The 25,182-nt window shown below is 70.8% G+C and carries 24 protein-coding genes; 12 read left to right on the forward strand and 12 right to left on the reverse strand.

Annotated features, from left to right (window positions below):
- Positions 1–189: 189 nt before the first annotated feature.
- The 4 genes from rpoD to KF840_03030 all read left to right on the forward strand — a co-directional run bounded on the left by rpoD (position 190) and on the right by KF840_03030 (position 3,382).
- On the forward strand, positions 190–1,977 hold the full coding sequence (rpoD, locus tag KF840_03015) for an RNA polymerase sigma factor RpoD (protein ID MBX3023859.1): 1,788 nt from the start codon (positions 190–192) through the stop codon (positions 1,975–1,977).
- Positions 1,978–2,028: 51 nt separating this feature from the next.
- Positions 2,029–2,193 carry a hypothetical protein gene (locus KF840_03020; GenBank protein ID MBX3023860.1) on the forward strand — a complete coding sequence of 55 codons (165 nt, stop codon included), beginning with the start codon at positions 2,029–2,031 and terminating at the stop codon, positions 2,191–2,193.
- 58 nt (positions 2,194–2,251) lie between these two features.
- Positions 2,252–2,515 (forward strand): hypothetical protein, encoded by a 264-nt coding sequence (locus KF840_03025; protein ID MBX3023861.1) that lies wholly within the window; start codon positions 2,252–2,254, stop codon positions 2,513–2,515.
- A gap of 345 nt (positions 2,516–2,860) precedes the next feature.
- Positions 2,861–3,382 (forward strand): thrombospondin type 3 repeat-containing protein, encoded by a 522-nt coding sequence (locus KF840_03030; GenBank protein ID MBX3023862.1) that lies wholly within the window; start codon positions 2,861–2,863, stop codon positions 3,380–3,382.
- A 7-nt stretch (positions 3,383–3,389) separates the two neighbouring features.
- On the opposite strand, the gene KF840_03035 is transcribed toward KF840_03030, so the two are convergent.
- From KF840_03035 to KF840_03045, 3 genes are all read right to left on the reverse strand, one after another.
- Complete coding sequence (locus KF840_03035) at positions 3,390–3,530, reverse strand: hypothetical protein (protein ID MBX3023863.1); 141 nt, start codon at positions 3,528–3,530, stop codon at positions 3,390–3,392.
- Positions 3,531–3,745: 215 nt separating this feature from the next.
- Complete coding sequence (locus KF840_03040; protein ID MBX3023864.1) at positions 3,746–4,984, reverse strand: hypothetical protein; 1,239 nt, start codon at positions 4,982–4,984, stop codon at positions 3,746–3,748.
- A 17-nt stretch (positions 4,985–5,001) separates the two neighbouring features.
- Positions 5,002–5,931, reverse strand: a complete 930-nt coding sequence (locus KF840_03045; protein ID MBX3023865.1) for a hypothetical protein — start codon at positions 5,929–5,931, stop codon at positions 5,002–5,004.
- A 100-nt stretch (positions 5,932–6,031) separates the two neighbouring features.
- On the opposite strand from KF840_03045, the gene KF840_03050 reads away from it, so the two are divergent.
- The 3 genes from KF840_03050 (at position 6,032) to KF840_03060 (ending at position 8,162) form a co-directional block, all read left to right on the forward strand.
- Positions 6,032–6,517 carry an NUDIX hydrolase gene (locus tag KF840_03050; protein MBX3023866.1) on the forward strand — a complete coding sequence of 162 codons (486 nt, stop codon included), beginning with the start codon at positions 6,032–6,034 and terminating at the stop codon, positions 6,515–6,517.
- A gap of 172 nt (positions 6,518–6,689) precedes the next feature.
- Entirely contained in the window at positions 6,690–7,637 is a 948-nt protein-coding gene (locus KF840_03055; protein ID MBX3023867.1) for an SDR family NAD(P)-dependent oxidoreductase, read from the forward strand.
- A gap of 51 nt (positions 7,638–7,688) precedes the next feature.
- On the forward strand, positions 7,689–8,162 hold the full coding sequence (locus tag KF840_03060) for a hypothetical protein (GenBank protein MBX3023868.1): 474 nt from the start codon (positions 7,689–7,691) through the stop codon (positions 8,160–8,162).
- On the opposite strand, the gene KF840_03065 is transcribed toward KF840_03060, so the two are convergent.
- Positions 8,155–9,915, reverse strand: a complete 1,761-nt coding sequence (locus KF840_03065; protein MBX3023869.1) for a hypothetical protein — start codon at positions 9,913–9,915, stop codon at positions 8,155–8,157. The genes KF840_03060 and KF840_03065 overlap by 8 nt on opposite strands.
- Before the next feature lie 134 nt (positions 9,916–10,049).
- Here KF840_03065 and KF840_03070 point away from each other — a divergent pair, with 134 nt between their 5' ends.
- Positions 10,050–11,051, forward strand: coding sequence for a zinc-dependent alcohol dehydrogenase family protein (locus KF840_03070; GenBank protein ID MBX3023870.1), 1,002 nt, complete (start codon positions 10,050–10,052; stop codon positions 11,049–11,051).
- Positions 11,052–11,269: 218 nt separating this feature from the next.
- Here KF840_03070 and KF840_03075 read toward each other — a convergent pair whose 3' ends face one another.
- Together KF840_03075 and KF840_03080 are read right to left on the reverse strand one after the other, a co-directional pair.
- Positions 11,270–11,539, reverse strand: coding sequence for a hypothetical protein (locus KF840_03075; protein ID MBX3023871.1), 270 nt, complete (start codon positions 11,537–11,539; stop codon positions 11,270–11,272).
- 327 nt (positions 11,540–11,866) lie between these two features.
- Positions 11,867–12,721, reverse strand: coding sequence for a TIGR03619 family F420-dependent LLM class oxidoreductase (locus KF840_03080; protein MBX3023872.1), 855 nt, complete (start codon positions 12,719–12,721; stop codon positions 11,867–11,869).
- A gap of 145 nt (positions 12,722–12,866) precedes the next feature.
- Between KF840_03080 and KF840_03085 the strand changes: the two genes are divergently transcribed.
- Complete coding sequence (locus KF840_03085; protein MBX3023873.1) at positions 12,867–13,694, forward strand: VacJ family lipoprotein; 828 nt, start codon at positions 12,867–12,869, stop codon at positions 13,692–13,694.
- Positions 13,695–13,833: 139 nt separating this feature from the next.
- Here KF840_03085 and KF840_03090 read toward each other — a convergent pair whose 3' ends face one another.
- A complete protein-coding gene (locus KF840_03090; protein MBX3023874.1) occupies positions 13,834–14,442 on the reverse strand; it encodes an ABC transporter substrate-binding protein in 609 nt (202 codons plus the stop codon).
- A 156-nt stretch (positions 14,443–14,598) separates the two neighbouring features.
- Here KF840_03090 and KF840_03095 point away from each other — a divergent pair, with 156 nt between their 5' ends.
- Together KF840_03095 and KF840_03100 are read left to right on the forward strand one after the other, a co-directional pair.
- The gene (locus tag KF840_03095; GenBank protein ID MBX3023875.1) at positions 14,599–15,717 is read left to right on the forward strand and encodes a ferritin-like domain-containing protein; all 1,119 of its coding nucleotides are present in this window, start codon (positions 14,599–14,601) and stop codon (positions 15,715–15,717) included.
- 21 nt (positions 15,718–15,738) lie between these two features.
- The gene (locus KF840_03100) at positions 15,739–16,191 is read left to right on the forward strand and encodes a cyclic nucleotide-binding domain-containing protein (GenBank protein MBX3023876.1); all 453 of its coding nucleotides are present in this window, start codon (positions 15,739–15,741) and stop codon (positions 16,189–16,191) included.
- A 3-nt stretch (positions 16,192–16,194) separates the two neighbouring features.
- On the opposite strand, the gene KF840_03105 is transcribed toward KF840_03100, so the two are convergent.
- The 5 genes from KF840_03105 to KF840_03125 all read right to left on the reverse strand — a co-directional run bounded on the left by KF840_03105 (position 16,195) and on the right by KF840_03125 (position 22,390).
- The gene (locus KF840_03105; protein MBX3023877.1) at positions 16,195–18,297 is read right to left on the reverse strand and encodes a hydantoinase/oxoprolinase family protein; all 2,103 of its coding nucleotides are present in this window, start codon (positions 18,295–18,297) and stop codon (positions 16,195–16,197) included.
- Positions 18,298–18,404: 107 nt separating this feature from the next.
- Positions 18,405–20,189 (reverse strand): hydantoinase B/oxoprolinase family protein, encoded by a 1,785-nt coding sequence (locus KF840_03110; protein MBX3023878.1) that lies wholly within the window; start codon positions 20,187–20,189, stop codon positions 18,405–18,407.
- A gap of 114 nt (positions 20,190–20,303) precedes the next feature.
- Positions 20,304–20,714 carry a Zn-ribbon domain-containing OB-fold protein gene (locus tag KF840_03115; GenBank protein ID MBX3023879.1) on the reverse strand — a complete coding sequence of 137 codons (411 nt, stop codon included), beginning with the start codon at positions 20,712–20,714 and terminating at the stop codon, positions 20,304–20,306.
- A gap of 8 nt (positions 20,715–20,722) precedes the next feature.
- Positions 20,723–21,883, reverse strand: coding sequence for a thiolase family protein (locus KF840_03120; protein ID MBX3023880.1), 1,161 nt, complete (start codon positions 21,881–21,883; stop codon positions 20,723–20,725).
- 210 nt (positions 21,884–22,093) lie between these two features.
- Positions 22,094–22,390: a helix-hairpin-helix domain-containing protein gene (locus tag KF840_03125; GenBank protein MBX3023881.1), complete on the reverse strand. Its 297-nt coding sequence runs from the start codon at positions 22,388–22,390 to the stop codon at positions 22,094–22,096.
- A 206-nt stretch (positions 22,391–22,596) separates the two neighbouring features.
- Here KF840_03125 and KF840_03130 point away from each other — a divergent pair, with 206 nt between their 5' ends.
- Positions 22,597–25,092 carry a DNA internalization-related competence protein ComEC/Rec2 gene (locus KF840_03130; protein ID MBX3023882.1) on the forward strand — a complete coding sequence of 832 codons (2,496 nt, stop codon included), beginning with the start codon at positions 22,597–22,599 and terminating at the stop codon, positions 25,090–25,092.
- Positions 25,093–25,182 lie beyond the last annotated feature (90 nt).

Consider the following 25,182-nt stretch of genomic DNA (forward strand, 5'->3'; position numbering starts at 1 on the left):
AGGATCTCTTCTGTGGGCCGCTCCAGCCGGATGGCGACCGCTGGCATACCCCAGTTCTTTCGACAAGTTACAGTGCTTCTCTTGCAGACGCGCCAGCGCGCGCAGGGGTAAGGTCGGCCGACGCTCGTGAGGCGCGGTGCGCGGGGTACCCGCGGTGCCCCTTCGGGGAGGCTTGAGTAGGTGAAAGCGATGCAGCGAAACCGTTCCCACGCCAAGGCACGCAAGCTGGCGGACGATTCAAAGGCGCACGGGCGCGCGTTCGATGATCTGGGCGATCGGTTGCAGGGGGCGGAGGCTGGGGGCGAGGAGATCGACGGCGTCATCTCCATGTTGGGCGAGATCGACGTCGAGAGCGTCGAGTCATTGGCCGAGGCGGGCCTCGGCAAGGACGTCGCGGAGAAGGAAGGCGAGTGGGTCGAGGAAGAGCGCGAAGAGCCTCGTCCGGCTGCCGCCGCCGCCACCACCGCGTCGAGCTTCGCGGAGGACACCTCCGACCCGGTTCGCATGTACCTGCAGGAGATCGGCGCGGTCTCCCTGCTGAGTCGCGAGCAAGAGGTCGAGATCGCCAAGCAGATCGAGGAGGGAGAGAAGCAGGTTCGTGAAAACGTCCTCAACCATCCCTTTCTCATCAACTACCTTCTCGAGCTCGCCGATCGCATCAAGGCGGGCGAGCTGAGCGAGCGCGAGCTCAAGGACGAGGAGGCGGAGAGCGACGAGAACCAGGAAGAGGGCGCCGAAGAGGCCAGCGCCAGCGATGGCGCCATCCTCAAGATCCTCGAAAAATTGCGCAAGGTCGCCGCGGAGCGGACGCAGGCCCGCGAAGCGCACCGCAAGCTGAAGAAGCCGACCCCGGCGGCGACCCGCAAGCTGCAGAACGCCGAACAGAAGGTGCGGCGGACGATCGACGAGCTCCAGCTCGGCAGGCGCCACATCACGACGGTGGTCGAGAAGCTGAAGAAGGCCGAGCGCGTGCTCGACCGGCAACACGACGTGATCGGCGCCGTCGAGCGCAAGACCAAGCAGACGGCGCCGGCGATCCTGCGCCTGGCGCCGCGGATCAAGAGCGATGACAGCCGTTCGGCGGCGGCGGCGGCGCGCCAGCTTCGGCTCGGCGTCGAGGAAGCGCGCCGTCAGGTCGACGAGCTGAAGGCGGCGCGCAAGCAGATCGCCGATCTCGAAGCCGAGGTCGGGATGAACCTCGAACAACTGACGCAGACCCTGCGCGTCATCCGCAAAGGCGAGTTCAAAGCCCAGGACGGCCAGAAGCGCCTCATCGAGGCCAACCTGCGCCTCGTCGTCAGCATCGCCAAGCGCTACACCAACCGCGGTCTCGGCTTCCTCGACCTGGTGCAGGAGGGCAACATCGGCCTGATGCGCGCGGTGGAGAAGTTCGAGTACCAGCGCGGGTACAAGTTCTCGACCTACGCGACATGGTGGATCCGCCAGTCGGTGAGCCGCGCCATCGCCGATCAGGCACGCACGATTCGCATTCCGGTGCACATGATCGAGACGATCAACAAGGTCGTCCGCTCGTCACGCTACCTGGTCCAGCAACTCGGGCGCGAGCCAACCCCGGAAGAGATCGCGCAGAAGATGGAGATGCCGCTCGACAAGGTGCGCAACGTGCTGCGCATCGTGAAGGAGCCGGTATCCCTCGAGACGCCGATCGGCGACGAGGAGGAGAGCTCGCTGGGGGATTTCGTCGAGGATCGCCAGACGGTGTCGCCCGCCGACGCCGCGGTCTACACGAGCCTCGAGGAGCAGACCCGCAAGGTTCTGGCGACGCTGACGCCGCGCGAGGAGCAGATCCTGCGCATGCGCTTCGGCATCGGCGAAAAGTCGGACTATACGCTCGAAGAGGTCGGGCAGCGTTTCGCCGTGACCCGCGAGCGCATCCGCCAGATCGAGGCCAAGGCCTTGCGCAAGTTGCGCCATCCGAGCCGCGCGCGCTCCATCGAGTCGTTCGTGGGGAACTGACCGGTTCGCGCAACGTGACACGGTGGTGGAGGGGTTGAAGGAGGAGGGGTCATGTTGAAGGGCAACGATCTCGAGGACGAGCTGAGACGCTGGCGCGCGGATCGAGCGCGCAAACAGACGGTGCGACAGCCGCTCAATGATCGCCGCACCGTGCGGGTGAACGGCCAGGAAGTGGTGGTCGTCACCAAGCCGAAGCGCGGCGCGTCGATCGTCTGACCACCATCCGACGCGTTCCGCGTTGACATTGCAGCGCGCGGGACCCTAGGGTCGAGCCATGCGCTCGATTCGAATCCGTTCGCTGCTCGTCGCCGCCGCCGGCCTGGCGCTGCTCGCCGGTCCGGCCGCGGCGGATCGTCCGACGTGCGAGGATCTGCTGTCAGCGCGCGCACTGGGGCAGTCGGATGAGCAGATCGCGGCGAGCTTCCGCACCACGACGGTGCGCGTCGCGGCGTGCGCGCGGGTAGCGGAGCAGCACGAGCGGCTCGACGCCAATCGACAGCACCTCGAAGCGGCGCGCGAGCAGCGCGTCGCTCGCTGATCCGCGCTTTCACCTTGCCTCGGCGCAACCCGCCGCGTATCGTTTTTTGTGATGCCCTGGCATCGAGTCCTGTTCGGGCTGTTGGCAATCGCCCTGGGAGCGCTTGCCCGACCGGCCGAGGCGCAGACCGTGCGCTATGTGCTCACGACGGAGAGTCGCCTGACCACCGTGTGCACCGATTGCGCCCCGATCGAGACGACCTCCAGCCCGCTGACCGGCTCGTTCGAGGTCAGCGTTCTCCCCGGTGATGCCTATGCGGTCGCCGCCGTGACCGGTGTCGCGTGGACGAGCAACAATCTGACGATCACCGGATCCGGCTTCCTGCAGCGCTTCGCCGACGAGCGCATGGCGGTGGTGCTCGATAGCCGATTCAACGGCCTCCCGGTGCTGCTCACGAGCGGCCGCCGGCAACCGTCCACGGCCAACGAGATTCGCCTGCGGCTCAGCTCGGCGCGGGGCGCGCACCGCGCCTTCTCGGTGACGATCGTGGCGGTTCCGGCGACGCCCGGCGCCCGCGACACGGACGGCGACGGCATCGCCGACGACGTCGACAACTGCCCGAGCGCGGCAAACGCCGATCAGCTCGACAGCGACGGCGACGGCGTCGGTGACGTCTGCGACGCCTGCGCCGGCACGGCCGCTAACAGCCTGGTACTGGCCGACGGCTGCGCCATCGATCAGGCCTGCCCCTGCGACGGCCCGCGCGCGGACGAGGAATGGTCGAGCCCGCGCGCCTACGTGCAATGCGTGGCGCAATCGCTCCGGGCGCTTCGCCTCGCCGGCCACCTCGGCAAGAGCGAGATTCGCCTGCGTCTGCAGGACGCCGTGCGCTCCGGCTGCGGCCGGCGCGTGCTGGCGATGGGCTGACGCCGCCTCAGTGGGTGTAGCCGTGCGTCGACTGCACGGCGGATTCGGTGGCGCTGTTGAGGTACGCCAGCACCCCTGGAGCATCGAAGTACTCGAAGCAGTACATCGCCGCCGCACCCAGGATCACGCCGTAGAAGAACTCCCGCACCGCCCGGTCCTCGCTCCGTGGCGAGTATAGGACAGCCCCGGGACCCCGCAACGGCGATTTGGCCACGGTTTCGTCGGCCACCCGCCGGCGAGGCCCCCGCCGACAGCACGGGTGGTCTCCATCCCCGATCGCGCGAGAATCGCACCTCCGACGGGACACGGTCCCGCCCGGAGAACGAACAGCACCGCCAGCCGCCCACCCGCCGCAGGCGGACGTCAGGGGAAGATGACCGTCGACTCCCGCCCGCCCTCGAGGAAGGGCTCGTTGGCGGTGGTGTGCAGAGTGTTGTTCTGGCCGATGAAGCGGTCGATCACCAGACCGACCAGCGGCGAGGAGACGCCGCGGATGACCAGGTGCGCGGTGTCGGTTCCCAGGGTCGCCTTGCTCAGTGTACCGAACCGCGAGAAGGTCTGGTCGCTCGGCTTGCCGAGGCACTTCTGGCGGTACGACGAGGAGAACACCTGCTCGAACTCGTTGATGATCGCCATCTGCACCACCGTTTCGGTCTGCGTCTGGGTGAGCAGGTCCTCGGCGCAGGGGACCGTGATCAGGGTGCTGCTGGTGCTGCCCTGATTGGTGAGAACGATGAAGTGCAGCCGATCCGGGCACGACTCGTAGGTGAAGCCGTCCAGATTGATGACGCCGGTGTACGAACCGGGCGTCAGCTTCTGGAAGCCGATCGCGTCGTAGCCGACGGTCTCGCCAGAGAGCTTCTCGTAGATCAGCACCCGCCCCTGCAGCACGTTGTGCGTGCTCAACTCGGCGCGGTTGGACGCGACGGCGCACTTGAGCTCGCCGACGCCGTCGAACGGCGGCACGGCGCTGAAGGTCAGCGGGTTGTTGGCCCCGTCGTTGGCCAGCCAGGACAGCGGTTGGCCGGCGGTCAACGACACGAAGAAGCCGACCTCGATGCAGTCCGACTGCCGCACGTAGAAGCACTGCAACTGGATGGTCTGGTCCGACATGTTCATCAGCTCGACGCGGGTGTCCTGGGTCGCGCTGGTGACGATATAGGGGAAGATGACGAACGCGGAGGCGAGCTTCTGCGCCGGCGGCAGACCCTGAGCGGCGGCCAGGGCGATCTGCCCGTCGCTCGCCAGGGTCGGCACCGGCGTCGACGTCGGGCGCGGCGTCCAGGTCGAAGAGGGCTGCCGGGTCGAGGTCGCCGTGCGCGTCGGGGTGGTTGTCCTGGTCTGCGTGCGAGTCCTCGTCTCCGTCGCCGTCACCGTCGGGGTCTTCGTCGCCGTGCCGATGCGGGTGGGAGTGAACGTGCGCGGCGGCGTCACGGTGCGCGTTGCCGGGAGCGTCGTCGGCGTGCTCTGCGCGAATGACGACTGCCGCCAGGAGTCGAGCGCTCCACCGAGGGCGCGCATCACCGCGTTCCAGTCCACGCCGGTGACCGCCCAGGTCGGCCGCGCCACCAACAGCGCCAACGCCGCCACCGCGATGCGCATGCCCCGACCGCCGCGTGTCATGGGAAGCGAATCTCCGCCGGGCGCCCGCCGCGCAGCGCCGGCTCGTTGCCGGCCGTCGCGGTGGCCCCTCCCGAGGTCTGGAAGCGGTCCACCAACATCGCCAGGACCGGCGTCTGCACACCGCGCACGATGAGATGGCCGGTCTCCGACCCTAGCGTCGCGCGCGTGAAGGTACTGCTGATCTGGCGCAGCGTGCGCCGGGCGTAACAGGTCACCGTGGTCGACGCCGACAGGTGCTGCTCGAATTCGTTGATCACCTCGAACTGCACCGTGGTCGGCGGCGCGACCAGATTCTCCAGATCCTCCGAGCACGGCGCGATGACGATCTCGCTCTCCGAAGCCGGATTGCCGGTGCTGGAGAGAAAGAGGAAGTGCTGCTGATCCGGACACTGCGAATAGGTCGCGCCGTCGAGCGGGATCGTGTTCTCCAACGGACCGTCGACGAGACGGAGGAAGCCGACCGAGCTGTAGCCGATGGTCTGACCGTCGGACCCGAACACCGCCGCCCGCCCCTGAATGGCGTTGTGGCGGTCGACGCCCTCCTGATCGGGCTGGACGATGCACTTGAGCTCGCCGGTGGAGCTGAACGGCGGCACCGCGGTGCCCGGACTGTTGGTGAAGAGGCCGCGACTGGCCAGCCACGAAAGCGGTTGGTTGGCGGTGAGGCGGACATGGAAGTCGATGCCGCTGCAGGTCTGCTGCGGCACATAGATGCACTTCACGTCGACCGGCCGCGAGGTCAGGTTGACGATTTCGACCCGGGTGTCGACCGTGGCACCGCTGCCCTCGACACGGATCAGCGGATAGACGAGCACCGCCGACGGCAACCGTTGCGGCGGCGCCTGCGCCCCAGCCGTGGCGGCCAGCGCACCCGCGATGCCGAGGGCGATGGCGGCGGAGCGGAGGATCTTTGCTTCCTGACGCATGAACGAAAACCGGCGCCATAGTAGGCAGCGCCAAGAGACAAATCAACCAAAAAACCCTGGTCGTTTGCTGGCGCGCAAGAGTCTGATTTACAGGATCTTTATGTCGGATGAGCACGAGGCGAGGTTCTGCGACCGGTGCGGCGCGCGGCTGCTCGTCGACGGCCGCCGTCGACGCTGCGCCGGGTGCGGCCGGGTCGCCTATCGCAACCCGGCGGTCGGCGTCGCCGTGCTCCTCCGCGACGGCCCCCGCGTGCTGCTCGGGCGCCGGGCGCGCGGCCCCCATGCCGGACTCTGGTGCGTGCCCTGCGGCTACGTCGAGTGGGACGAGGACGTGCGCGCCGCCGCACGCCGCGAGCTGCGCGAAGAAACCGGCCTCGCGGTGACGGTCGGCGGCGTCGTCGCCGTCCACTCCAACTTCCACGACCGCGCGCGCCAGACCGTCGGCGTCTGGTTCGCCGGCGAGGTCACCGGAGGCGTCGCGGTGCCGGGCGACGACCTCGATGCCCTCGCCTACGTCGCGCTCGCCGCCCCGCCTCCGCTCGCCTTCCCAACCGACGCAGAGGTCCTCGCCACGCTCGCGCGCTAGGACCCGGCCGACCCATCCGCCAGAACCACGCCGGCGCCGTGGCGTGCCTTGACTTGCCGGCGCCTTTCGGGGCAGCTTTCGTCGGTTCTCGACGCGTTGCGGCGCCCCACTCCAGGGCGCTGCTCGGGCACCCCGCACACCCATACAGACACCCCGCAGAGGAGGCACTCACATGGCAGGTTTGCTCGAGGGCAAGGTTGCGATCATCACCGGCTCGGGTCGCGGCATCGGCCGCGAAGAGGCACTGTTGATGGCCAAGCACGGCGCCAAGATCGTGGTCAACGATCTCGGCGCGCATTTCGACGGCACGGGCAGCGCCGACGTCCACCCCGCCCAGGAGGTGGTCAACGCGATCAAGGCGATGGGCGGCGAGGCGGTCACCAACGGCGAGAGCGTCTCCGATTTCAAGGGTGCCAAGCGCATCGTCGAGTGCGCGCTCGACCACTTCGGCAAGCTCAACATCGTCGTCAACAACGCCGGCATCCTGCGCGACCGGATGATCTTCAACATGGGCGAGGAGGACTGGGACTCGGTGATCGGCGTCCACCTCAAGGGCACCTTCGCCATGAGCCGCCACGCCTGCGAGTACTGGCGCGAGGAACACAAGAAGGGCAACGTGCTCAACGGCCGCATCATCAACACGTCGTCCGACGCCGGCCTGCTCGGCAACGTCGGGCAGTCGAACTACGGCTCGGCCAAGGCCGCCGTGGCGCTGATGGCGATCGTCATGGACGCCGAGATGCAGAAGTACGGCGTCTGCTGCAACGCCATCGCGCCGGTCGCGCGCACCCGCCTGACGGTCGAGGCGACGCCCTCGACCGCGGCCTTCATGGGCAAGCAGGTCGAGGAGGGCAAGTTCGATGTGTTCGATCCGCGCAACATCGCCCCGCTGGTCGCCTGGCTGGCAAGCGACGACGCCGCCAACGTGCACGGCGAGGTGTTCCGGGTCGGCGGCGGCACGGTCTGGCTGATGCAGGGCTGGCACTCGGTCGGCAAGGTCAGCCAGCGCGCCACCTGGGAGCCCGCCGCGCTCGGCGACAAGCTCAAGGCCGAGCTCGCCAAGGGGCTGACCGCCAAAGAGAACATCGGCGCCATCATGGCCGAGGCGCTGAGCGCCTGAACCCGTCGCGGGCATGGCGGATCCCCCCGCCATGCCCGTCCGCTTCCCCCCGTGTCCATCCGCACGATCCTCATCATCTGTCACGCCAACACCAGCCGCAGCGCCATCGCCGAAGCGCTGCTGCGCAAGATGCTGGCGGAGCGCGGCGCCGCCGACCGCTACCGCATCGAATCGGGCGGCGTCGCGCCCTATGCGCGCGACGGCGCGCTGGTGTCGCTCGACGCCCGCCTCGTCCTGCGCGACGAGGGCATCGAGCTGCCGCCCGACAGCGTCGCCACCGACCTGAAGCGCAACCGCCACCTCATCGATCGGGCCGATCTCATCCTGGCGATGACGCGCGAACAGATCCGCATCCTGCGCGCCGGCTGGCCGGAGGCGGCCGGCAAGGAGATCTACACGCTGCGCGAGTTCGCCGGCGAGAGCGGCGACATCGAGGATCCTGCGGGACGCGACGAGTCGGTGTTCGCGGCCTGTCGGGACGAGATCAAGATCTGTCTCGAGCGCGCGCTGCCGCGCCTCATCTGACGGCGGGGTCCACCCGCACCGGCTGGCGCAACGCGTCGGGCCCGACCACCCCACGCCGGCCGTCGATCGACTGCGACACCCGCAGTTCCAACTCGTAGTCCCCCGGACGCGGCGGCGCTTCGAGGCGGACCCGCATCTCCGCGGATTCCCCCGGCGACAGGTTCTCCGGCAGCAACACGACGTCGCCGACGCCCGGCACCGGCGCGCCGCCGGCGAACCAGCGCACCAGCAGGAACACCAGGTAGCGAGCGCTGATCGTGCCCTCGCCGTTGAATGCCGGCCAGCCGACGTCGCTGCCATTGGTGATGCGGACCGTCGCCTCGACGGAGCCGCCGACGGTCATCCGCGCCGGCAGCTCGAGGGCCGCGATCGGCCCGGCGAGCTGCGCCGGCGCCAGCTCGGCGATCCGCGCCGCCGGTCCGTGATGGATGCTGTCGAAGATGACGCGGCTCAGCTCGAGGGGGTGCAGCCCGCGGCGCGCGCTGCGCACGATCTGCAGATCGCCCCAGTCCCACACCCGCCACGGCGCCCGCTCCAGGGGCGTCGGCTCGCGATTCCAACTGTCGTCCTCGGCATAGGTCCCGATGGCCTGCACGACGACACCGAAGAGCGCCAGCGCCGTCGCGACGACGCGCACCGCCGGCCAGCGCCAGTACGGCACCAAGCCGTAGACGAGAAAGATGACCAGGGCCGGCAGCACATCGCTGAAGTAGCGCGGTCCGTAGGTGTACCCCGCCCACCACTCCTTGAAGGTCGCGTACACCAGCACGTGCAGCAGCAGCACGATGCTCAGCCAGCGCAGCCACGGCGGTGCCGGCACCCGCCACACCCGCAGCGCCCCCCAGAGCGCGAACCCCATGATCGGGGTGAACACCAGGAGGCCGCGGTTGGGGCTCGCCAGCAGGCCGCTCGCGCCCTGGACGAGCGAGCCGCTGAAATGCCCGAGACTGCCGTAGCCGCCGAGCGTCGTGCTGAAGATGGCGTAGTTGTAGATCGCCAGACCGAGCCCGGCGATTCCGGGCAGCGCGGCATAGTAGAGCGCGCGCCAACGCTGATGGACGACGAGGAACAGGAACACCAGGCCAGCCAGCACGGCGGTCTGCGGCCGATTGGCCACCGACACCGCCGCCACCGCGCCGGCGGCGAGCAGCGCCAGCCGCGTCGGCGACGGCGCGATCAGGATGAGGCAGAGCAGCGCCAGCGTCACCTGCGCCAGCGCGTGCGCCCACAGCGCCTGACTCGAGATCGACCAGGCGCTGGTGCCGATGCCGTACAGCAGGGTCAGGGCCACCGCCCAGCGCCAGGTGGCCAGACGGCGCAGCACCAGGAAGACGACGACCGCCGAGAGCGCGGTCAGCGCCGCCGCGGCAACCCGCTCCATCACCACCTCGAGGACGCGCGCCCGCACGTCGTCGTAGTCGATGTGGGCGCGCGCCAGCCACCAGGCCGGCAGCACGTACAGCGGCGTGGCGACGATCGCCGTCGCGATCGGGGTCACCGAATAGATGTGCCCGCCGTGCGCGTGGACGAAGTACGGCAGCGTGCCCCGCTCGCCGCGCTCCCACGTGAACTCGTCGAGATCGAGATTGCCCTCGCGCAGCAGACTGAACGGCAGCCGCCGGGTCGGCACGCTGTCGCCGGCGCCGCGAACACGGAAGTTGAGCGTGTACAGCGCGAAGAGGAGCACGAAGATGCCGAGCGCCAGGATCCACGGCGCAGGCCCGTGGTCGATGACGGGCCCCGGCCCCGCCACGCGCGGGGGGGACGTCGAGCGGGCGCGCGCGCGGACAGCCATGCGGCGCCGATGCTGCCCCGCCGCCCCGAGCCGAGCAAGCGCGCGCGGCGCGCGTCCCTTGCCGCGATCGCCCTGCGCGCTACACGGAACCCATGCGCGCCATGCTGCTCGCTGCCCCCGCCCCGGTCGAGACGGCGCCGCTGCGCCTCGCCGACCGGCCGATCCCCGATCCCGGGCCCGGCGAAATCCGCGTCCGGGTGCACCTGTGCGGCGTCTGCCGCACCGACCTGCACGTCGTCGAGGGCGACCTGCCGCCGCAGCGTTCGCCGATCGTGCCCGGCCATCAGGTCGTGGGCACGGTGGACGCGCTGGGGGCTGGTTGCACCCGCCTCGGGCGCGGCCAGCGGGTCGGCATCGCCTGGCTGCGCGCCACCTGCGGCACCTGCACCTTCTGCCGACGCGGCGCGGAGAACCTGTGCCCGAACGCCCGCTTCACCGGCTGGCACGAGCACGGCGGCTACGCGGAGTATGCCGTGGTGCGCGAGGACTTCGCCTACGCACTGCCCGAGACGATCAGCGACGCGGAGGCGTCGCCGCTGCTCTGCGCCGGCATCATCGGCTACCGCGCCCTGCGCCGGGCCAACATCGAGCCCGGCTGCCGGCTCGGGCTGTATGGATTCGGCGCCTCGGCGCACATCGCGATCCAGGTCGCGCGCCACCTCGGCTGCCGGGTCTTCGTCATGACCCGCGAGGCGCGTCACCGCGCGCTCGCCGCCGCGCTCGGCGCCGAGTGGACCGGCGGCGCCACCGAGGCGCCCCCCGAACCGCTCGACAGCGCCGTGCTCTTCGCCCCTGCGGGCGAGCTCGTGCCGCCGGCCCTGGCCGCGCTCGATCGTGGCGGCACCCTGGCGCTGGCCGGCATCTACCTGACCCAGGTGCCGCCGCTCGACTACCAGCGCCACCTCTTTCACGAACGCACGCTGCAGAGCGTCACCGCCAATACCCGCCAGGACGGCATCGAGCTGCTGCGCGTCGCCGCCGAGATCCCGATCCGCCCACGCACCGTGCCGTTCCCTCTCGAGCAGGCGAACGAGGCCCTGCGGCAACTGAAGCACGACGGCTTCGAAGGCGCCGCGGTGCTGCAGGTGGGGTGAGCGCGCCGCAGCCGGCGGCCCAGCGCTCGTGGCGTCGCCGCGCGCAGCGCGGATCGACGATCAGCGGCCGGCGCAGCAGCGGGCCGCTGCCGAGTCCGCCGCGAACAGCAGCGCCAGGAGCGCCGCGCTGACGGCCAGCCCGCGCGTCGCCGCCGGCGAGAGACGGAGACAGCGTTGTCCCACCGTTCCCGCCTGCGGCACCCAGCGGGCCGCGACCCTCAGCCGCGCCCGGCCGCGCGCCAGCGCTCGAGGCGCTCGGCGAACGGCCGCACCAACGGATGCCGCGGACCGAGCAGGGCGACGCCGGCGATCAGGATCGGGATGCCCGGGATGACCGGCAGCACGCAGCCGAGGACGCCGATGGCGACGAGCACGATGCCGGCCACCACCCGCGCCGCCTGCCACAGGATCGCCAGGCGGCCGCGGATCGCCGGCCACGAATGGTCGGGCGGCGCGTCGGGATCGAAGGACGGGTGCTCGGTCGTCATGACGTCTCGAGATCGCCGCGAGCCTACCCGGCCATCGCCGCGATCGGCAATGAGATAATTCCGCGCCGCCAGCTCGATCCTACCGATGCCAGCGGGGAATGAAAGCGTCACCAGATGAACGGCGCATCGCCGCCAACGGACCTGGAGCTCCACGCCCTTCTCGACGAGACGGAGCCCGATTCACACGGAGGCACGGAGCAAGCAGGAGCGCAGGCGGAGGCACCGTCCCGATGCGCGCCGCGACTGGACGCGCCGACGGCCGGGATCGGGACGGCGTTCTCCGCGCCTCCGTACCTCCGGGTGAGTGTTTCTCCTGTCACATCGACGCTAGGACGGCGATGCGGCGATCACCTCCTCGCCGAAGCGCCGCACGCGCTCGACCAGCGCCGCGGTGGTCGGCAGCGGCCAGTAGGGGATCAGGCGGTGCACCCCGAGCTCGGCGAATCGCTCGACCGTCTGGCGATCGACCGGCCCACGCGGCGTGATGCTGATCTCGAGCCCGCCGAGCGCCGCCGGACGCGACATCTCGCCGGCGGCGCTGCGCAGGCCGGCGAGGCACTCCGCCGCCTGCCCCAGGTCCATCGAGAACCCGTACCAGCCGTTGCCGTGCGCCACGGCGCGGCGGAAGGCCTCCGGCGTGCTGCCGCCGATGACGATCGGGGGATGCGGCCGTTGCACCGGCCGCGGCTGGGCGTCGATGCCGCGGAAATTGACGAAGCGCCCCTCGTGCAGCGGGCGCTCCGCCGTCCACAGCGCGAGGATGGCCTCCAGGTAGTCCATCGCCCGAGCCCCTTTGTGCGCGAAGGGAACGCCGAGCGCGTCGAACTCCGGCTTCAGGTAGCCGATGCCGAGCCCGAAGATCAGCCGGCCACCGGACACCACGTCGACGCTCGCCAGCTCCTTGGCGAGCACCAGCGGATTGCGCTGCGGCAGGATGATGATGCCGGTGCCGAGGCGCAGGCGCGTGGTCGCCGTCGCCGCGACGGCGAGCGCGACGGCGGGATCGAGGAGCGGCGTCTGGGGCGGCAAGGGCGAGGGCGCGACCTGGGGATCGGGCAGCACCACGTGCTCACCCGTCCAGACCGACTCGAACCCCGCCGCCTCCGCCTCTCGTGCGACGTCCGCCGCGGTCAGACCACTGGCGCACGGACCGATGTTGATGCCGAACAGACCGAAACGCATGCACACCTCCGAGGCCGGACGAATGGGGGACAGGCCGTGCCCGACCGTCCGGGCGGCCGTCGGGCGCCGCCCTGCGTCGCGCATCCGCAGGGGGCTCGCCCCGTAGCGTAGCACGGGAGCGCGATATAGGGTGCGCGATCGTCACATGCGCTGCTCCGCATCGACCCGTGCCCTGGCGTTCGCGCTGGCGCTGCTCTGCATCGCCGGCGGGCCGCCGCCGGCGCGCGCCGGCGAGACCGCCAGTCCGACCACCGATCTGGAGGTCATTCCGCTCGACGAGCACGCGTTCGAGCTCGAAGCCCACGAGGCTCCGGCCGGCTTCCCCGATCCACTGGAGACCACCAACCGCAAGACGCTGTGGTTCGATCAGCAGCTCGACCGCTTCCTGATCGATCCGCTCGTCCGCGGCTACCAGTTCATCGTGCCGCCGCCGGGACGGCGGGCGGTCCGGCGCTTCACGCTCAACATCAACTCGGTCTCGATCCTGATCAACGACCTGCTGCAGCGCGAGTGGGGCGACGCCTGCGTCACCACCGAACGCTTCGCGATCAACTCGACGATCGGCCTCGCCGGCCTCTTCGATCCGGCGGCCGCCCTCGGCATGGAACGCCACCACTCCGACTTCGGCCAGACCCTGGCGCTGTTCGGCGTCGGCAGCGGCCCGTATCTCGTGCTGCCGTTCTTCGGCCCGTCGAACGCCCGCGACTCGAGCGGCACGGTCGTCGACTTCTTCCTCCAGCCGATGCTCTACATCCTGCCGTTCGCGCAGCTCTTCGTGTACGAAGGCTCGCTCGGCCTGTCGTCCGGCCTGGCGGCGCGCGACGCGTACAGCGAGGGCATCGCCGCGCTGCGCTCGTCGTCGGTGGACTACTATTCGGCGCTGCGCAACGCCTACTACCAGACCCGCACCGCCGAGGTCTGGGATCGCCGCGCCGCGCACCGCGAGATCGCCGACGACGCGCAGGCGCCCTGACCGCCAGCCTCGAGATCAGCCCGAAGGCGCGCAGACGCGGAGTGGCGCAGGACTCCACGCCTCGTTCCGGTGCCGCCGACGCGATCGACCATGGGCGGCTCGCCGCTGCCGTCGGACGACATCCTCCCCCAGATCGAGGTCAGTTCGTGATCTTCCCCGACGCGTAGTCGGCGACCTTGGCGTCGACCGTCTGCACCAGCTTGTCGAAGCCGTCGCGCTTGAGCACCGAGGAGTAGTCGGAGCGCCGCAGGGCGAGCTCGCTCACCGTGCCCTTGTTGTAGATGTCGACGATCTTCCATCCGCCGTCGCTCTGCCGCAGGCGGTAGGTGAGCTGGACGTTCTCGGCGTCGGGACGGTCGAGCACGGTCTTCACGAACACCGTGTCCTGTGCCGCCGGCTCCTCGCCCAGGGTCTTGAACTGCTCACCGCCCCAGCCGGTGAAGCGGCCGGCATAGGTGGCGACGGTGATGCGCTCGAAGGCGTCGCGCCACCGCGCCTGATCGGCGGCGCTCAGATCCTTGCCGTCCGGCCCGAGGACGAACCTGGCCATGAAGTCGAGGTCGAAGCTCGTGTCGACGGCCGGCTTGATGCGGTCATAGCGGCCCTGGTAGCCGAGCGCCGCCGCGTCCTTCATGGCGCCGAGCAGCGTCGCGTGCAGGTGCTCGACCACCGCCGCGGCGCCGCTGTCCGCCGCCGCCGAGGTCGCGCAGAGCACGCCCAGCAGCAGGACCGTCGCCCCTCGCAACATCCTCATCACCTCGCAGCCCTGGGCGGCGCCGGCGCGTCCGTGCTCACAGCGGTGTCCTATGACAGCGGAGGTGAAATAGCCAGGTGATCGCCGGGGTTGACGAACCCGGCCGCATGCCGTCCTATGAAGAGCCTCCCACGGGCTGAAGGAGAGACGATGGCGGAGCACATCACCCACGACCCGATCTACAATACGGTGGACCGCGACGCCTTCCCCGCGCTGATCGAGGTCGACCGCTACGGCGAGCGCACCGACGCCTTCGACAAGATCGTCTCCGCCACCAACGACCACTTCTGGGATCCGACCGACGCCGCCTACGTCGATTTCACCCAGCCCTTCGACCTCGCCAACGAGACGCTGATGCCGCGCTCGATGGTCATCGAGCTCAACTGCGCCGTCGCCGACCGCCTCGACGAGGGGCAGAAGGTCCGCATGGCGAACGAGAACACGCACTTCATGCTCTCCAGCATTCTGCACGGCGAGCAGGGCGCGCTGTCGCTGTCGGCGAGCCTGTGCCTGATCCTCCGCGACCCGGGCGCCCAGGAGTACGCCGCCAACCAGGCGCGCGAGGAAGCGCGCCACGTCACCGCCTTCGCCCGCTACATCGAGCAGCGCTGGGGGAGGCCGCTGGCGGTCGGGACGACCCTCAAGAACCTGATGACCGAGCTGGTGCTGGCGCCGGAGGTCTACAAGAAGCTCGTCGGCATGCAGATGTTGATCGAGGGCCTGGCGATGGGCGCGTTCGCCACCATCCACTCGCGCACCCACGATCCGCTGCTGCGCCGCCTGGTGCAGATGGTGATGACCGACGAGGCCTTCCATCACAAGTTCGGCAAGATCTGGGCCGACCGCACGGTGCCGAAGCTGAGCGAAGAGGAGCACGAGAAGGTCGAGGCGTGGGCGGCGCGCTGCTTCGAGACGCTGCTCTTCAACCTCGTCAACTCGGAACAGAAGCAGGCGATCTATGCCCAGTTCGGGCTCGACTGGCAGTGGGTGCGGAGCGCCGTCCTGGAGGCTTTCACCGACGCCGACCGCCGTCGCCTGATGACCGAGAGCACCAACATCTTCCGCGTCCTCATCAAGACCCTGCTCAAGGCCGGCATCATCACCGACCGCACCCGGCCGATGTACGCGGCGTGGGTCGACATGGACGAGCTGGCGCGGGAGCCCGACGAAGTGGTGGGCAGCGACGTCGCCGAGGAGGGCATCGCCCACCTGCGCGAGATCAACAAGAACCGCCGGAAGATCGGCAGGGCGTTGCGCCACGCCAACTGAGCCGGAGGATCCGACGACGCCATGAGCACCGCACTGGCCGTTCCCCTGTCCCGCCTGGAGCCCGACGAGGTCGAAGCGCTCCTCGCCGCCGGCACCCGCCGCACCTTCCGCGTCGACGAGACGGTGCTGCAGCAGGGCGTCACCGATCCGACGCTCTACATCGTCACCCAGGGCATCCTGCACGTCCGCCGCCAGGCGGAGGGCCGCCAGGTGCTGCTCGGTCGCATCGAGCCGGGCGGCTTCTTCGGCGAGATCAGCCTGTTCGACCCCGGCCCCACCACCGCCGCCGTCGTCGCCGCCACCAACGGCGAGTTGGTGCGACTGTCGCGCAACCAACTCCAGGACTTCGCCCAGCGCAGCCCGGCGATCGTCGTCAACGTCCTGGTCGGCCTGCTCGAGGGCATGGCGCAGCGTCTGCGCCGCACCGACGAACGGCTGGTGGAGGCGATCTTCTGGGGCGGCCTGAAGCGGTAGCGGTCAGCCCCCGGCAGGTCGTCTGGCCGGCGGCCGACCGGCCGCCGGCGACCGCACCGCGATCCGGTAGTTCCCGAAACGGTCGAGCGTCGCCACCTGTCCGGGGTGGACGACGATGGTCGTGAACGGCTCCTCGATGATCGCCGGACCGCGGAGGCGGTGGCCGACCCGCACCCGGGGACCGTCGTAGATCGCGGCGTCGACGAACCGGCCGCCGAAGTAGGCCCGACGCCGCCCCTTGCGCGGCGGTTTCGAGGACGACCGGCCGATGCGCGGCAGCCGCGGCTTCTCGGTGACGCCGACCAGTGTCAGGCGGAGGCCGCGCAGGATCGGCTGCTCGTCGCGCGAGGCATAGGTGTGCAGCTCCTCGTGCAGGGCGTGGAACCGCTCGACCGTCGCCGCGAGATCGCGCGCCGTCAGCGTGCCGCTCGCCGCGGCCAGCGGCACCGCCATGTCGAACGTCTGCCCCGGGTAGCAGAGCTGCATCGACCGCCGCACCTCGAGCCGCGCGTGCTGGCCGCGACGGCTGCCGAGGACGCGCCTGGCCGCCGCTTCCATTTCGGCGAACAGCGCGTTGACGCGCGCCAGGTCGACCGCGCCGACCGGCGCGATGTAGGCGCGCATCTCGTCGATGAGGTGATCCGAGAGCTGCAGCCCGAGGGCCGAGAACGCCGGCGCCAGCTTCGGCACCAGCACCTCGCCGATGCCCAGCTCCTCGGCCTGCGCCGTCGCGTGCACTGGTCCGTTGCCGCCGTACGCCACCATCGTCAGCCGCCGCGGATCGACGCCGCGCGCCGCGGCGACGCGGCGGATGGCGTTCGCCATGTGCGCGTTCACCAGACGATAGATGCCCTGCGCCGCCTCCACCCAGCCGATGCCGAGGGGCCGCGCCACCTGCGCCTCCAGCGCCTCGCGCACCCCGGCGGGGTCGAGCGTCATGCGCCCGGCGCAGAAATCGCCCGGGTTGAGATAGCCGAGCAGCAGGTTGGCGTCGGTCACCGTCACCTCGCGGCCGCCGCGGCCGTAGCAGATCGGCCCCGGCTGGGCGCCGGCGCTGCGCGGCCCGATCTGCAGCGCGCCCTCGACCACCGACGCGATCGAGCCGCCGCCGGCGCCGATCGAGTGGATGTCCACCATCGGCAGGCCGATGAGATAACGGTGGTGCCAGTTCCACCCCGCCGTCACCTCCGGCTGGCCGCCGCGGATCAGGCAGATGTCGTAGCTGGTGCCGCCCATGTCGGCGCAGACGAACCCGTCGATGCCCGCCTGCCGGCCGACCGCGCAGGCGGCGATCACGCCGCCGGTCGGCCCGGAGCTCAGCGTCGTCACCGGCCGGCGGGCGATGTACTCGGGCGTCATGATGCCGCCGTTCGACTGCATCACCAGCAGCGCCCGCGCGTAGCCCGCGCCCCGCAGGCGATCCACCAGCCGCTGCAGGTAGCGCTGGATCTTCGGCCCGACGTAGGCGTTCACCAGCGTCGTGCTGGTGCGCTCGAACTCGGGCGCCGACGGCATCACCTCGTGCGACAGCGAGACGTGGAGCTGCGGGCATTCCTCGGCGGCGATCTCGCGCACCCGACGCTCGTGCGCCGGGTTGACGAAGGAGAACATGAACACCACCGCCAGCGACTCGGTGCCGAGCTGCACCAGCCGTCGCAGCGCGGCGCGCACCGCCGCCTCGTCGAGCGGCGTCACCACCTGCCCCTCGAAGTCGAGCCGCTCGGGCACGCCGATCCGCCGCCGGCGCAGCGCGATGGGCGGCGGCGGCGGCAGCGCCGGATTCCAGATGTCCTCCTTGAAGCCGCGCCGCAGCTCGATCTCGTCGCGGTGCCCGGCGGTGGTGATCAACCCGGTCACCGCCCCGCTCATCTCGATCATCGTGTTGTCGGCGGTCGTCGTGCCGTGGACGATGGCGCTGGTCTTCGCCAGCAGCGCGCCGAGGGCCACGCCCTCGCCCGCGGCGAGCAGACCAATGCCGTCCAGCACCCCACGCGATTGATCGTCCGGCGTCGTCGGACTCTTGGCGAGCGCGATCGACCCGTCCGGCCGCGCCAGCACGAGATCGGTGAAGGTGCCACCGACGTCGATCCCGATGCGGTAACTCATGCGAAGCCACTAATGAACACGAAGGCACACGAAGGCACACAAAGGCGTGCGGGTCGCGATGGCGATTCCAGGTCGAACGCGTTTGTGTTCATTGCGGCCCTTCGTGTTCATTCGTGGGTTCTTCGCTCCGCGCGCAGCGCGCTCGTCGCGGCGTGGTCGATGGCGAGGTCGAGCGCCGCCAACGAGCCGGTGAGGACGACGCCGTAGTCGCGGCGCGCGCCTTCGACGGAGACGTACTCGTCGAGGACGTCGTCGAGCACCGCCTGCGGATCGCGCGCCAGCGGATCGCCCCAGCCGCCGCCCCCGCCGTAGCGGTACTCGTAGCGGTCGCCCGTCTCGTGCGGGACGTAGAACGCGGTGGTCTCGACCACCTGCTCGCGGGGGCTCCCGGCGCACAGCGTCAACTCGTTGGGCGCGCCGTTGCCGCCGCCGGCGATGCCGGGCATCGGGTACTTGCGGCCGACCACGTAGGTGTAGATCTGCGACGGCGCCAGGATCTGCTTCACGTAGCGCGTGCCCGGACAGCCGCGCCACTGGCCGGGACCGCCGGTGTCGGTGGCGTAGTCGCGCGCCAGGTGGCGCACCGGGAAGATACTCTCGTTGATCTCGCCGGTGGCGCGGATGAGGTTGCCGAAGCTGACGTTCATCGCCCCCCAACCGTCCTGCCCCTTCACCGCGCCGCAGTAGGCGCCGAAGGTGTCGACCGAGTGGTCGATGAAGAGCTGGCCGGTGCGCGGGTGGGTGCCGAAGATCACCGTCGGCATGCCCATCTTGTAGATCTGCGGGCAGCAGCGCTCCGGGATCACCTGCTCCAGCGCCTTGGCGATCGCCTCGCCAACCTCGGTGCCGGGGTGGTGCGTGCCCGCCGCCACCGACTTGTTGGGCGGCGGGTTGAGGCAGCAGCCCTTGGGAACGATCAGCTCGATCGAGTCGAAGAACCCCTCGTTCTTGGGGATCGACGGGTCCATCATCGTGGCGATCTGCGCCACCACGTAGCCGCGGGTGTTGCCGAAGGTCGAGTAGGCAGCGAGGTTCTCGCGCGTGTCAGAGCCGGTGAAGTCGACCGTGAGGCGGTCGCCCTTGACCGTCACCTTGCAGTGGATGTGGATGTCCTTGTTCCCCTTCGGATCGTGATCGACGTACGCATCCGACTCGTAGGTGCCGTCCGGCCACGAGGCGACCTCGGCGCGGAAGCGGCGCGCCGCGTAGTCGATCATGTACTGCGCCGCCCCGCGCACGGCGGCGACGCCATGGCGCTCGATCACCTCCTGCAGGCGGCGGGCGCCGAGTTGGGCGGCGCCGACCTGCGCCCGCAGGTCGCCCACAAAGGTCGGGGTGCGGTTGTTCACCTTCATGAAGTAGGTGATGTCCTTCCGTTCGACGCCCTTCTCGAAGATCTTCACCGCCGGGAAGCGCACGCCCTCGGCCCAGATGTCGCCGGCGTCCACGTTGTACCCGCCCGGCATGCCGCCGCCGGTGTCGGCATGGTGGCACTGGATGGAGGCGATCAGCACCAGCTCGCCCTGGTGAAACACCGGCGCGAAGATGTTGTAGTCCGGCAGGTGGCCGCCGCCGTGGTAGGGATCGTTGGCCACCAGCACGTCGCCCGCGTAGAGGCCGTCGACGCCGAAGAACTCGAGCGCGAAGCGCACCGGCAGCGTCGAGCTGAGCATGAACTGCGGGATGCCGACCGACAGCGCCGCCAGCGCGCCGCGGCCGTCGAGAATGGTGGCGTTGCGCTCGTTCGACTGGTTGAGGATCGGCGTCGTCGCCGTCAGGCTGACGTGGGTCGCCATCTCGTAGCAGATGGTCTCCATGCAGCCGCGGATGATCTCCGCGGTGACGGCATCGACCGCCGGCTTGCGCACCGCCGCCTTCTTCTTCCGCGTCACTGGTCGCTGTGGCTTGCGTCGCGAAGCGATCGCCATGTCGATTCCCATTCTCACCGCAGAGGCGCGGAGACGCGGACATCTCCGTGTCTCTGCGCCTCTGCGGTGAAATCGTCTTCAGGCCCTCTTCCAGCGCACCAGCGCGGTGTCGTCGCTCACCTTGTCGAACACCACCTCGACCGGCATGCCGATGTGGATCTCCTGGTTCGGCGTGCCGACGAGATTGCCGTGCAGGCGCGGTCCTTCGTCGAGCTGGATGATCACGACGTTGTACGGCGCGTCGGGATTGAATGCCGGATGCTGCGACTGGTGCACGACGACCCAACTGTACACCGTGCCGCGGCCGCTCAACGCCACCCACTCGGCGGCCTCGGACAGGCAGCGGGGGCAGAGGAGCGAGGGCGGAAAGCGAACGTGGCCGCAGCCGCCGCACCGCTGCATCCGCAGCTCGCCCCTGAGCGCCGCCTCCCAGAACGGCGCGCTGTCCTCGCTCGGACGCGGCAGCGGCTTCTCGATGGCGCCGAACATCGCTCCTCCTAGTCGCGCCCGAGCAGGAGGGCGCTGTAGCTGACCGTCGGCGGCGCCTCGTGCGGCGCGCCGCCGTAGCCGGTGACCAGGCAGAGCTCGCAGTCGGGCACCTGTCGCGCCGCCGCGGTGCCGCGCACCTGGCGCACCGCCTCGCGGATGTGGCCGAACCCGGAGAGGTGGCCCTCGGAGATCAGCCCGCCGGCGGTGTTGCACGGCAGGCTGCCGCCATGGGTGACCTGGCCGGCCTCGACGAAGGCGCCGGCCTCGCCCGGGGCGCAGAAACCGTAGGCGACCAGGTCGTGCATGACGCGCGGCGTGAAGGCGTCGTAGAGCTGCGCGCAGTCGACGTCCGCCGGCTGCACGCCGGCCATCGCGTACACCTGGTCGGCAGCGCGGCTGCCGGAGAGGCGCTCGGGGTCGCGGCCGTTGGGATGGATGATCTCGGTGGCGTGCGTCTGCCCGGCACCGAGGATGCGCGCCGGCTTCTGCTTGAGATCGCGGGCGCGCTCCAGCGAGGTCACGATGCAGGCGCCGCCGCCATCGGTGTTCGGACAGCAGTCGAAGAGACGCAGCGGCTCCACCACCCAGCGCGAGGCCAGGTACTGCTCGAGGGTCATCGGCTTCTGCATCTGCGCCTCGGGGTTGTCGCGCGCGTGCGCCCGCCAGGTGACGGCGATCTGCCCGTACTGCGCCTCGGTGTAGCCGTGCTCGTGCATCTGCCGGCGCTTGATGTGGCCCATCAGGGTGAGCGCGCCGACGTCGCCGTACGGGACCTGGAACTCCGAGCCGAAGAGCTGCATGGCGACGCCCTGCGGCCAGTTCTGGGTCGCGAAGCAGCACAGCACCGCCGTGCAGTAGCCGGCATCGATCGCCGCCATCGCCGTCTGCACCGAGCCGCAGGCGGTGGCGCCGCCGAGGTCCATGGTGGCGGAGAACGTCGGCTCGAGGCCGAGGTAGCCGGCGACCCGCGCCGCCCAGCCGTGCTGCTCGCCCATGATCGCCGGCATCATCACCAGAACGCCGTCGATGGCGTCGCGGCCGATGCCCGCATCCTCGATCGCCCGCTTGCTCGCCTCGAGGGTGAAGCCCATCGTGCTCACCCCCTGCAGCTTGCCGAAACGCGACGTGCCCACGCCGACGATCGCATACCTGCCGCTGACGCTGCTCATCCCCCCACTCCCGGATTCAATCAAACGACCTAGCCAGTTGCCTGGGGGGAGGCCGCAAAGTCAAGGAACGGGACGCGGAGGTAACGCGTCACGCGGGGGCGCAGAGGCGCGCAAGCCAGAAGACGACCCCCTGTCAGGCTCGTCCGCGCGTCGCCCCTCGGCGTCCCGGCATCGAAATCATCGGGCCCGGCTCCCACGGGCGCGTCCGCGCTACTTCTTCGGTGCGGCAGCGTTTGCCGCCGGTTCCGGTGCGGCGGGTGCGCCGCTGACGGTGACCTGGGGGCGCAGTTGCTCGAGCATCTTGTCGCCGACGCCGCGCACCAGTCTGAGGTCGTCGACGCTCTTGAACTGACCGTTCTTGTCGCGGTGCTCGACGATCGCCTGCGCCTTGGCCGGGCCGATGCCCTTCAAGGTCGCGAGCTCAGCCGCCGAGGCGGTGTTGATGTTGAGCGGGGTGGTGCCGGCGAACAGCGGCGACGCGGCGCACAGCGCCAGCGCCGCGAGCATCGCCGTCACGGTACGCGTGATGGGTCCTGCCATGGGTTCCTCCTCCTGTCTCGGCCGGCGCGCAGGCGCCGGTCTGGTGGTGTGGGCCCGTGGGAGCCGGGTGCCCGTGGCGTAGCGCGCCGCGCCCTGGCATGTAAAGATGCTTTCTATCATTGATATCTATTATTTTGACTGCACGACTGCTGACTGACGAACGGCTGCGCGACATGGCTGCACCGCCGCCAACTCCCCTCTACTGGCTGGTTCTCGGGCTGCTGCTCGGCCAGCTCGCCGGCGCGCAGGGGCCGACGCTGCCGTGGATGGTCGCCGCGGCCGCGATGGCGCTCGGCGTCGGGCTGGCGGCCCGGCGCCGCCGGCTGCTGCCGGCGGCTCTGACTGCCGCTGCCTTCGCGCTCGGCCACTGCCAGGCCCAGGCGGTGCTGCGGCGCGGCGATGCTCCGGACGACGTCGGGGCGCTGCGCGGGGCGCGCGCCTGGATCCGCGGCGTGGTCGTCGATGCCGCGCCAATCGGCGCCGCCGGCCAGCGCCTGATGGTCGACGTCCACGCCGCCCGCCGCGGCGCCGACTTCCAGCCGGCGCGCGGCGGCCTGCAGGTGCGCATCGACCACCCCGCCCTCGCCTGGCGGCGCGGCGACGGCATCGAGGCGCTGCTCGCGCCGCGCCCGCCGCGCAACTTCGGCAACCCCGGCGAGCTCGACTATCGCGCCTATCTCCAGCGCCGCGGCGTCACCGCCACCGCCGTCGCGCGCGACGACCGCGGCTGGCAACGCACGCCCGCGGACGACGACTGGCGGGCGCCCTTCGACCGCTGGCGCGCGGCGACCGCGGCCGCCGTCTCCGCGACCCTGCCGCCCGCCGACGCGGCGATCGCGCGGGCGCTGCTGATCGGCGACACGAGCGGGCTCGACGATGCGCAGCGGGCGCGCTACGCGCGCGCCGGCGTCAGCCACGTGCTGGCGATCTCCGGTCTGCACGTCGGCCTGGTCGCCGCCGCGGCCTACGCGGCGGCGCGCTGGCTGCTGGCGCGCAGCGAGCGCCTGCTGCTCACCGCCAGCGTACCGAAGCTGGCGATGGCGGGCAGCCTCGTCCCGCTCGCGCTCTACGGCGCCATCGCCGGCAGCAGCGTCGCCACCATGCGCGCCGAGCTGATGGCGGCGCTGGTCGCGGGCGGCCTGCTGCTCGACCGGCCGCGGGAATGGCTGGCGCCGGTGAGCGCGGCCGCCGGCCTGATCCTGCTCGGCCGGCCCGGCGCGGCGGCCGACATCTCCTTCCAGCTCTCGTTCGTCGCCGTGCTCGCGATCGTGCTCGGCGTGCCGCGGCTCACCGCCTGGTGGGACGCCTGGGAGGAAGCCCGCCTGCTCCGTCTGCGCAGCCCGCACTGGCGTTGGCTGCGCTGGCTGGTGCTGTCGCAGGCGGTCACCGCCTGCGCGGTGGTGGCGACCGCGCCGCTCACCGCCTGGCACTTCAACCAGGTCTCGCTGGTGGCGCCGCTGGCCAATCTGGTGGTCGTGCCGCTGCTCGGGATCCTCACCGTCGCCGTCGGCCTGATCGGCACCGTCGCTGTCGCGCTGTGGCCGGCCGCGGCGCCGCCGCTGTTCTGGCTCGTCGGCATCGCCATTCGCGTCGCCGATCTCGGTACCGCCTGGCTCGCCGGCTGGCCGGGAGCGGCGGTGCGCGTCCCGACGCCCAGCCTGCTCGAGTTGGCGCTGGTGTATGCCGCGCTGGGCGGGTGCCTGCTGCGGTCGCGCCGCTGGCGCGCCTGGGTGGTCGGGCTCGCGCTCGGCGGTCTCGCCGTCGATGCCGCGGCCTGGGCGGTCGAGCGCCGCGCCGCCGGCGTGTTGCGGGTGACCTTCGTCTCGGTCGGCCAGGGCGACTGCACGGTGATCGAATTCCCCCGGCGGCAGGTGTGGGTGGTCGACGGCGGCGGGCTGGCGGGATCGCGGCTCGACGTCGGCGAGCGCGTGGTGGCGCCGGCGCTCTGGCGGCGCAAGATCCTGCGCCTCGACGCGCTGGTGCTCTCGCACGCCGACTACGACCACGCCGGCGGCCTCACCTTCCTGACCGAGGCGTTCGCGCCGCCGCGACTGTGGTGGAACGGCCAGCCGGGGCGGGGCGCCGGATTCGCGGCCCTGCAACGGGCACTGCGCCGCGGCGCCGTCGCGCGCGAACAGCCGGCGCCCGGACACACGGCGCGCATCGACGGCGTCACGGTGCGCGTCCTCCATCCCGCGGCGGACGACGCCGGCGGCGACAACGACCGCTCGCTCACCCTGCAACTGCGCTTCGGGCCGACCGCGGTGCTGCTCCCCGGCGATCTCGAGGCGGCGGGCGAAGCGGCGCTGGTGGCGCGCTGGGGCGCGGGACTGCGCAGCACCATCCTCAAGGTGCCGCACCACGGCAGCGCGACATCCAGCACCCCGGCGTTCCTCGACGCCGTCGCGCCGCGTCTCGCCGTCGTCTCCGCCGGCGCCGACAACCGCTTCGGCTTTCCCGCGCCCGCCGTCGAGCGCGCCTATCGGGAGCGCCGCGCCGCGCTGTGGCGGACCGACCGCGACGGCGCCGTCGCGGTCGTCATCGACGCCGACGGCGCCGTCGCGGTGCGCGGCGGAGGCGGGCGCGCGGCCGCGCTCGCGCCCCTCCCGCCGTCGCTTGACAGTCAGAAAAGCGGAAGCCTAAAAGGCGGCGTCGCTGATCCTGAGTGACGTCGGCGCGCGCGCAACAACGCGCGGGGACGGTGGGGCACCAGGCCGACGACTCGGGCGGCTCTGCGCGCGGTACGGGTCGAAAGGAGG

The sequence above is a fragment of the bacterium genome (assembly GCA_019637795.1).
Classification (GTDB): Bacteria; Desulfobacterota; Binatia; order HRBIN30; family CADEER01; genus JAHBUY01.

What these genes read in the sequence shown, in the direction of transcription:
- KF840_03080 (MBX3023872.1), bottom strand. Translation starts at nt 12,721, where the DNA reads ATGCGTTTCGGTCTGTTCGGCATCAACATCGGTCCGTGCGCCAGTGGT.
- KF840_03095 (MBX3023875.1), top strand. Translation starts at nt 14,599, where the DNA reads ATGGCGGAGCACATCACCCACGACCCGATCTACAATACGGTGGACCGC.
- KF840_03105 (MBX3023877.1), bottom strand. Translation starts at nt 18,297, where the DNA reads ATGAGTTACCGCATCGGGATCGACGTCGGTGGCACCTTCACCGATCTC.
- KF840_03090 (MBX3023874.1), bottom strand. Translation starts at nt 14,442, where the DNA reads ATGTTGCGAGGGGCGACGGTCCTGCTGCTGGGCGTGCTCTGCGCGACC.
- KF840_03120 (MBX3023880.1), bottom strand. Translation starts at nt 21,883, where the DNA reads ATGAGCAGCGTCAGCGGCAGGTATGCGATCGTCGGCGTGGGCACGTCG.
- KF840_03020 (MBX3023860.1), top strand. Translation starts at nt 2,029, where the DNA reads ATGTTGAAGGGCAACGATCTCGAGGACGAGCTGAGACGCTGGCGCGCG.
- KF840_03100 (MBX3023876.1), top strand. Translation starts at nt 15,739, where the DNA reads ATGAGCACCGCACTGGCCGTTCCCCTGTCCCGCCTGGAGCCCGACGAG.
- KF840_03050 (MBX3023866.1), top strand. Translation starts at nt 6,032, where the DNA reads ATGTCGGATGAGCACGAGGCGAGGTTCTGCGACCGGTGCGGCGCGCGG.
- KF840_03130 (MBX3023882.1), top strand. Translation starts at nt 22,597, where the DNA reads ATGGCTGCACCGCCGCCAACTCCCCTCTACTGGCTGGTTCTCGGGCTG.
- rpoD (MBX3023859.1), top strand. Translation starts at nt 190, where the DNA reads ATGCAGCGAAACCGTTCCCACGCCAAGGCACGCAAGCTGGCGGACGAT.
- KF840_03030 (MBX3023862.1), top strand. Translation starts at nt 2,861, where the DNA reads ATGGCGGTGGTGCTCGATAGCCGATTCAACGGCCTCCCGGTGCTGCTC.
- KF840_03115 (MBX3023879.1), bottom strand. Translation starts at nt 20,714, where the DNA reads ATGTTCGGCGCCATCGAGAAGCCGCTGCCGCGTCCGAGCGAGGACAGC.
- KF840_03075 (MBX3023871.1), bottom strand. Translation starts at nt 11,539, where the DNA reads ATGACGACCGAGCACCCGTCCTTCGATCCCGACGCGCCGCCCGACCAT.
- KF840_03055 (MBX3023867.1), top strand. Translation starts at nt 6,690, where the DNA reads ATGGCAGGTTTGCTCGAGGGCAAGGTTGCGATCATCACCGGCTCGGGT.
- KF840_03025 (MBX3023861.1), top strand. Translation starts at nt 2,252, where the DNA reads ATGCGCTCGATTCGAATCCGTTCGCTGCTCGTCGCCGCCGCCGGCCTG.
- KF840_03070 (MBX3023870.1), top strand. Translation starts at nt 10,050, where the DNA reads ATGCGCGCCATGCTGCTCGCTGCCCCCGCCCCGGTCGAGACGGCGCCG.
- KF840_03125 (MBX3023881.1), bottom strand. Translation starts at nt 22,390, where the DNA reads ATGCTCGCGGCGCTGGCGCTGTGCGCCGCGTCGCCGCTGTTCGCCGGC.
- KF840_03040 (MBX3023864.1), bottom strand. Translation starts at nt 4,984, where the DNA reads ATGCGCATCGCGGTGGCGGCGTTGGCGCTGTTGGTGGCGCGGCCGACC.
- KF840_03085 (MBX3023873.1), top strand. Translation starts at nt 12,867, where the DNA reads ATGCGCTGCTCCGCATCGACCCGTGCCCTGGCGTTCGCGCTGGCGCTG.
- KF840_03045 (MBX3023865.1), bottom strand. Translation starts at nt 5,931, where the DNA reads ATGCGTCAGGAAGCAAAGATCCTCCGCTCCGCCGCCATCGCCCTCGGC.